We start from the raw sequence: 5,965 nt of genomic DNA on the forward strand, positions 1-5,965 counted from the left end.
CCGGCGAAAAACGAGCTGAAGACGGCAGAAAAGGAATCGTCGAACGTCGCCGATTCGGACGGGGACGAGGGGAAAGCCAAAGCGGAAGGAACCACGCTGGTTCTACGAAAACTGGATTCCGGATTTCAGCAAACGTACCCCCATGTGACCCAGTTTGTTTTTTCGAAACATGGCACCCGGATGGCGATGGTAACGTCGGTCAAAGCGGTTGAGCCCGACGAAAACTCCGACGAAGCAGAAGCAAAGCAAGCACCCGGCCTGTCCGGTGACGGCGTGCATCTGGTTGACCTGACATCGCACAAGCGGACGCGGATCATCGGTGGTGTTGGCCAATACAAAAACCTCGCCTTCAACGAAGACGGCACTCGACTGGCGTTCTTGACCGACAAAGACGACAACGATGCGAAATCACCTCGCTGGTCCGTCTACCTGTGGAACCAAGGCCAAAAAACAGCCGCCGAGATTGCGGTCGAAGGTTCCGACGGCATTCCGGCCGGATGGTGGGTCGCGACAAATTCCGACCAACGCTTTTCCGAAGATGATCGCCGATTGTATTTCGAAACCGCGCCGATCCCCGACTCCGTGATCGAAGAACGCGAACGCGTCGCAGCGGAACAAGAGAATAAACACGTTGCCGAGCCGGACGACGCGGACGAACAGAATGACGAGGACGAACAGGCGAATCTGGATATCTGGCACTGGCAAGATCCGTACTTGCAACCGCAGCAATTATTGCAAGCGGAAGCCGAACGCAAACGCGACTACCGCGCGGCGTATCACTTCAAAGCCAAGCGAATCGTTCAGCTGGCCACGCGTCAAATCCCGGTCGTCGACATCGACGTTCGATCGAAATCAAACCGGGCCATTGCGGTCACCGACATGGAATATCGTAAAGTCCTGTCCTGGGAATCTCCGGGTTTTCAAGACACGTATCTGGTCAACCTCGACTCGGGAAAACGCGATCGGGTGCAGCAGCGTGTTCGCTGGAATGCCAGACTGTCGCCGTCGGCCAAGTTCATCTACTGGTTTGATGCCGAGCTGCGCAAATGGTTTACCCAATCGACCACCTCTGGCAGCCAACCGGTCAATGTGACCGCGACGATCAAGCAACGACTGGACGACGAGTTGCACGATCGGCCCAGTTTACCCGGCGCGTATGGCACGGCGGGTTGGATCAAGGACGACAAAGCCTTGCTGGTCTACGACCGGTTCGATATTTGGCTCGTCGATCCGACGGGCCAATCACCCGCGGTCCGTTTGACCCAGGGACGGGAGAACAAGCTCCGTTTTCGCTACCAACGGCTCGACCCCAAAGAACGCTTGATCGCAACCGACGACGCGATCGTACTCAGTGCATTCAACGAAGCGACCAAAGCCAGCGGGTTCTACAGTCTGACGCTCGACCGCGACATGTGGAAAAAGCAGAAGGGTCAAGATCGCAGTGACGTTTCGCCCCCGCGCCAACTGATCATGCTGGATGAAAGCCTGTCGTCGCTGAAGAAAGCCGAGTCATCCGATGCGGTGATTTTCACCCGCAACACGTTCGAAATGTGTCCGGATCTGTGGGCCAGCACGTTGGACTTCGAAACCATCGATCGCATCAGTGACGTCAACCCGCAACAACAAGACTATGCCTGGGGCACGGCGGAATTGGTCCATTGGAAGGCGACCGATGGCCAACGACTCGACGGGATCCTGTATCGCCCCGACGGCTTTGACCCGCAGAAAAAGTATCCGATGCTGCTGTATTTCTACGAACGCAGTTCCGATCGACTGCATCGCTATCACACACCCGCCGCGGGGCGGTCAAGCATCAACATCAGCTTTTACGTCAGCCGCGGTTACGTCGTCTTCGTCCCCGACATTCCCTACAAAACCGGCCAGCCCGGCGCGAGCGCAGCCAACGCGATCCTGTCGGGCGTCAGCCATGTGGTCGCCGAAGGCTTCATTGACGAAAAACGAATCGGCATGCAAGGTCACAGCTGGGGCGGCTACCAAACGGCTTACTTGGTGACCCAAACCGATCGGTTCGCGTGCGCCGAATCGGGTGCACCGGTCAGTAACATGACGAGTGCGTACGGAGGAATCCGCTGGAGCAGCGGACGCAGTCGCATGTTCCAGTACGAACGGACGCAAAGTCGAATCGGAGACGACCTGTGGGCTGCCCGCGACAAGTACATTGCGAACTCGCCACTGTTCTTCGCGGACAAAATCAACACGCCGTTGCTGATCTTGCACAATGACAACGACGGTGCGGTGCCGTGGTACCAGGGAATCGAGTTGTTCGTCGCGTTGCGGCGGTTGGAAAAACCCGCCTGGATGCTCAATTACAACGGCAACTCGCACGGCGTCGACGGCCAACCGAACCGCCGCGACTTTGCGATCCGGATGCAACAATTTTTCGACCACTATTTGAAAGAGGCTCCCGAACCCGAATGGATGGCCGTCGGCGTTCCGGCCGTCAAGAAAGGCAAGGAACTGGGACTCGAATTATTGGAACCGTTAGAACCAGTGGAGCCCGCGGAATAGAGGCGGACAGTCTGATCCATGAGCGTGTGATGAACGACGATGGTTTCAAGAACCTGTTCACCGATCTGCCGGCAACGACTGCTAAGGAATGCGTCGAAGTGCTCACGTCGTCGTCGAACGTCCGGATCGAGCGGATCGTCTCCACCGGACAAGCCAGCGAAGAGGGCTTTTGGTACGACCAAGACGAACACGAATGGGTCGCCGTGCTCGCCGGAGAAGCCAAGCTGTTGTTTGATGACGATCCCCAACCCTTGACCCTCAAGCCCGGTGACCATCTGTTGATCCCGGCGCATCGAAAACATCGGGTCGAATGGACATCCGATCGAGAGCCCACGGTCTGGTTGGCGGTCTTCTTTACCGGCGACGAATGACGCGGCCGGTTTTGTTGCAGGTCACCGGTGGGCCGGCTACGATGCCCAGTGCTCTGCCACGTTGAATCCTGGGGTTGCGTTGGTCGAGCGGAAAAAATTTCAGGCTGTCACTTGCGGAACGATGCAACATGTTAATGCGAATGGGTTTCCAAGTGGCCTTGAGTGCCGCGACACTGATCATGCCATTGCTGTTGATGGCCGTCGAACCCGGCCCGATGCCGGATCTGGTGTTGACCGACCACGGGCGCAGGGTGCATTTCTCCGGATTGCTATTCGACGGACACAACGACCTGCCGTGGGAGATCCGAAAAAACGGCCAAGCGTCGTTCAATCAACTCGACATCGCCACGCGGCAGCCGCAGCTGCACACCGATATCCCGCGGCTTCGTGAAGGCGGTTTGAAGGCTCAGTTCTGGTCGGTCTATGTGCCCGCCGACACGTCGACCACGGGCGACTCGTTGATCCAAACGCTGGAACAAATCGACATCGTCGATCGCATGGTGAAACGTTACGCCGACGTGTTTGAGTTCGCCTCCACCGCCGACGACGTGGAACGGATCGCCACCGCGGGTAAGATCGCCTGCATGATGGGGATCGAAGGCGGCCATTCGATCGAGGGATCGCTGGCGAATTTGAAACGGTTGTACGACCGTGGTTGCCGCTACATGACGCTGACGCATTCCAAGACATTGCCTTGGGCGGATTCGGCGACCGATGATGCGCAGCACGATGGCCTGACCGAATTCGGTAAAGAGGTCGTCCGTGAAATGAATCGCATCGGCATGCTGGTCGACCTCTCGCACGTCTCACCGGCGGTGATGAAGCAAGCGATCGAGGTTTCCACCGCGCCGATTCTTTTCTCGCATTCCTCCGCCGCGGCGATCAACGATCACCCGCGAAACGTGCCCGATGACGTGTTGCCGTTGGTCGCGAAGAACGGCGGCGTCGTGATGGTCAATTTCTACTCCAAGTTCATCGTTCCCACCGACCAACTGGAATCCAATGAATCGGCGCGTGGGTCAATCCATGACGTCGTCGACCATCTCGAACACATCATTCGCGTCGCCGGAATCGATCACGTCGGCATCGGATCCGATTTCGACGGCGTCCCCAGCCTGCCGACCGGATTGGAGGACGTCTCCAAATACCCGCTGATCACGCAAGCGTTGCTCAATCGCGGCTACAGCGAAGCCGACGTTCACAAAGTGCTCGGCGGCAACGTGCTGCGAGCGTTGCGCGGTGCAGAGGCGGCGGCGGTGAAGCGGTCACGCTGAGATCGACGCGTCTCGTTAGATTGATTGGTCAAACGATTGGCTGGTCAAAAGATCGATTGGTCAAAAAATGACGTTGCCCGACGTTCTTGATCAGGCCTAACCAACCGCCGGTTGATTGCAACTGGCGCAGTGCAGGGCGCCGAGTCCCCAGATCAGATCGTGGCAATCGACGCCGATCACTTCGACCTCTGGAGACTGTTGTCGGGCAAGCCGGCCGAGTAACGCGATCGCGTCGGCATCATATTGTTCAGCGCGGAACGTCGGCACCAGCAATCGGTTCGGCCCCAACCGCAGAAAGTTGCAATAGCTTTCCGGGACGCGTTGGCCGTCGATGAATCGAGCCGGCGGGATCGGTAGACGGTGAACGGTCACGGCGGGCGACGTCGTTTGTGCCCAATCTTGCAAGAGCTGTTCGTTGCGATCCAGTCCGTCGTGATTGGGATCCTCGGGATCGTCACTGACCGCGACGACGACGGTTTCGGGATCGATGAAGCGTGCCAGTTGGTCGATGTGACCGTCGGTGTCGTCGCCGATCAATCCGCCGCCATCGACCCACACGATTTCACGTGCCCCGGTGAGCTCCCGCAGGTGTTCTTCGACTGCCTGTTTCGACCAACCGGGGTTGCGTGTCTCGGTGACCAGACACTCGGTGGTCGTCAACAGCCGCCCGCCGCCGTCCCACTCCAGCGCCCCGCCTTCGAGGGTCAATCGACCGGCGATTCGTTCCCAGCCGGCATGCTGGATGATTTGCGCGGTCGCGGCATTGTCGGCATCCCAGGGCGGATACTTGCCACCCCAGGCGTTGTATCCCCAATCGATCGCGTGGCCGCGTTGCGAGCCGTCGACGACAAAGGTCGGGCCATAATCGCGAATCCAACTGTCATTGGTTTGGATGTCAAACCAGGTGACGTTTTCGATGCCCTGCAGCCCCGCTGTGTCGCGCTGTTCGGCCGGGCCGATGACATGGACGGGGACGGCCGCGGCGATCAACCCGATGAACCGACGAAAACAATCCGGGATCGGTGCGAACCGGTCCGGCCAAGTGTCGTGGTTGTGGGGCCAGGCAATCCAAACGGCGGCTTGCCGCTCCCACTCGGCGGGAACCCGTTTCATCGCGATGTCATCCGTTTCGCCGAGTCAGATCACTCGACTTTGATTTCTTCTTTGACCTTTTGGACAAAGTGGGGCGACTTGCCGCCCTTGCTCAGCTCTTTGGCGCGTTTGTCGGCTTCGCCTTTTTTATCGAAATCGAAGACGGCGACGCGTTTGAGGTTTTGGCTGAAGACACCCCAGTAAAGACGCATCCTGACGTTTTCAGCCGCCTTGGTTCGCTTGCTGGACTTCTTCTTTTTCGAAGCGAGTGCCTTTTCGGCAGCTTCCGCTTCGGCAGCTTTTTCGGCTCGGCTGACGACCTTACGGGCCATGGATGGTCAGGGGCTAAAGGGGGAGATGGAAAATCGGCAACCGCCGACGTGGATTTTGGCCTGGTAAGTTAGCAATATCGGCACAGGATCGCCACTCCCGTCCCGCGGGCATCGCATGGTTTTCCGCTCAGACCCTTCTCGGAGGTGGCCTCAGACTGGCCGGGAATGCCGAATTTGAATTGCCTGGAAGGGGGCAGATCCGTTATTTTGGCTGATGAACGCGTCGCAAGACACGCCGCGGCGGACAGGGTGGCGACGATCGCCCCCCCTTTCAGGCAGCGCTGTGAAGCATTTTTTCGCGGTAGGGCGCGAGCCCTCCGGTGTTTCGGGAACGATGAGGGACCGGAGGGCTTGCGCCCTGCCGCGA

General features: G+C 58.6%; 5 protein-coding genes. 3 read left to right on the forward strand and 2 right to left on the reverse strand.

What is annotated here, in order from left to right; genetic code table 11:
• The 3 genes from ABX749_RS18675 to ABX749_RS18685 all read left to right on the forward strand — a co-directional run.
• Positions 1 to 2,529 (forward strand): alpha/beta hydrolase family protein (locus tag ABX749_RS18675; RefSeq protein ID WP_372897292.1); only part of this gene is annotated, 2,529 nt, incomplete at its 5' end.
• 29 nt (positions 2,530 to 2,558) lie between these two features.
• Positions 2,559 to 2,900, forward strand: a complete 342-nt coding sequence (locus ABX749_RS18680) for a cupin domain-containing protein (protein WP_372897293.1) — start codon at positions 2,559 to 2,561, stop codon at positions 2,898 to 2,900.
• A 128-nt stretch (positions 2,901 to 3,028) separates the two neighbouring features.
• Positions 3,029 to 4,174 carry a dipeptidase gene (locus ABX749_RS18685; RefSeq protein ID WP_372897294.1) on the forward strand — a complete coding sequence of 382 codons (1,146 nt, stop codon included), beginning with the start codon at positions 3,029 to 3,031 and terminating at the stop codon, positions 4,172 to 4,174.
• Positions 4,175 to 4,270: 96 nt separating this feature from the next.
• Here the strand turns inward: ABX749_RS18685 and ABX749_RS18690 are convergent, their stop codons facing one another.
• Together ABX749_RS18690 and ABX749_RS18695 are read right to left on the reverse strand one after the other, a co-directional pair.
• Positions 4,271 to 5,287 carry an agmatine/peptidylarginine deiminase gene (locus ABX749_RS18690; protein WP_372897295.1) on the reverse strand — a complete coding sequence of 339 codons (1,017 nt, stop codon included), beginning with the start codon at positions 5,285 to 5,287 and terminating at the stop codon, positions 4,271 to 4,273.
• Positions 5,288 to 5,316: 29 nt separating this feature from the next.
• Positions 5,317 to 5,598, reverse strand: a complete 282-nt coding sequence (locus tag ABX749_RS18695; protein WP_095742342.1) for a hypothetical protein — start codon at positions 5,596 to 5,598, stop codon at positions 5,317 to 5,319.
• Between the last annotated feature and the right edge of the window lie 367 nt (positions 5,599 to 5,965).

The sequence above is a fragment of the Stieleria sp. genome (assembly GCF_041595215.1).
Lineage (GTDB): Bacteria > Planctomycetota > Planctomycetia > Pirellulales > Pirellulaceae > Stieleria > Stieleria magnilauensis.

Coding starts and splice junctions, on each gene's coding strand:
- ABX749_RS18695 (WP_095742342.1), bottom strand. CDS start 5,598: ATGGCCCGTAAGGTCGTCAGCCGAGCCGAAAAAGCTGCCGAAGCGGAA.
- ABX749_RS18680 (WP_372897293.1), top strand. CDS start 2,559: ATGAACGACGATGGTTTCAAGAACCTGTTCACCGATCTGCCGGCAACG.
- ABX749_RS18685 (WP_372897294.1), top strand. CDS start 3,029: ATGTTAATGCGAATGGGTTTCCAAGTGGCCTTGAGTGCCGCGACACTG.
- ABX749_RS18690 (WP_372897295.1), bottom strand. CDS start 5,287: ATGAAACGGGTTCCCGCCGAGTGGGAGCGGCAAGCCGCCGTTTGGATT.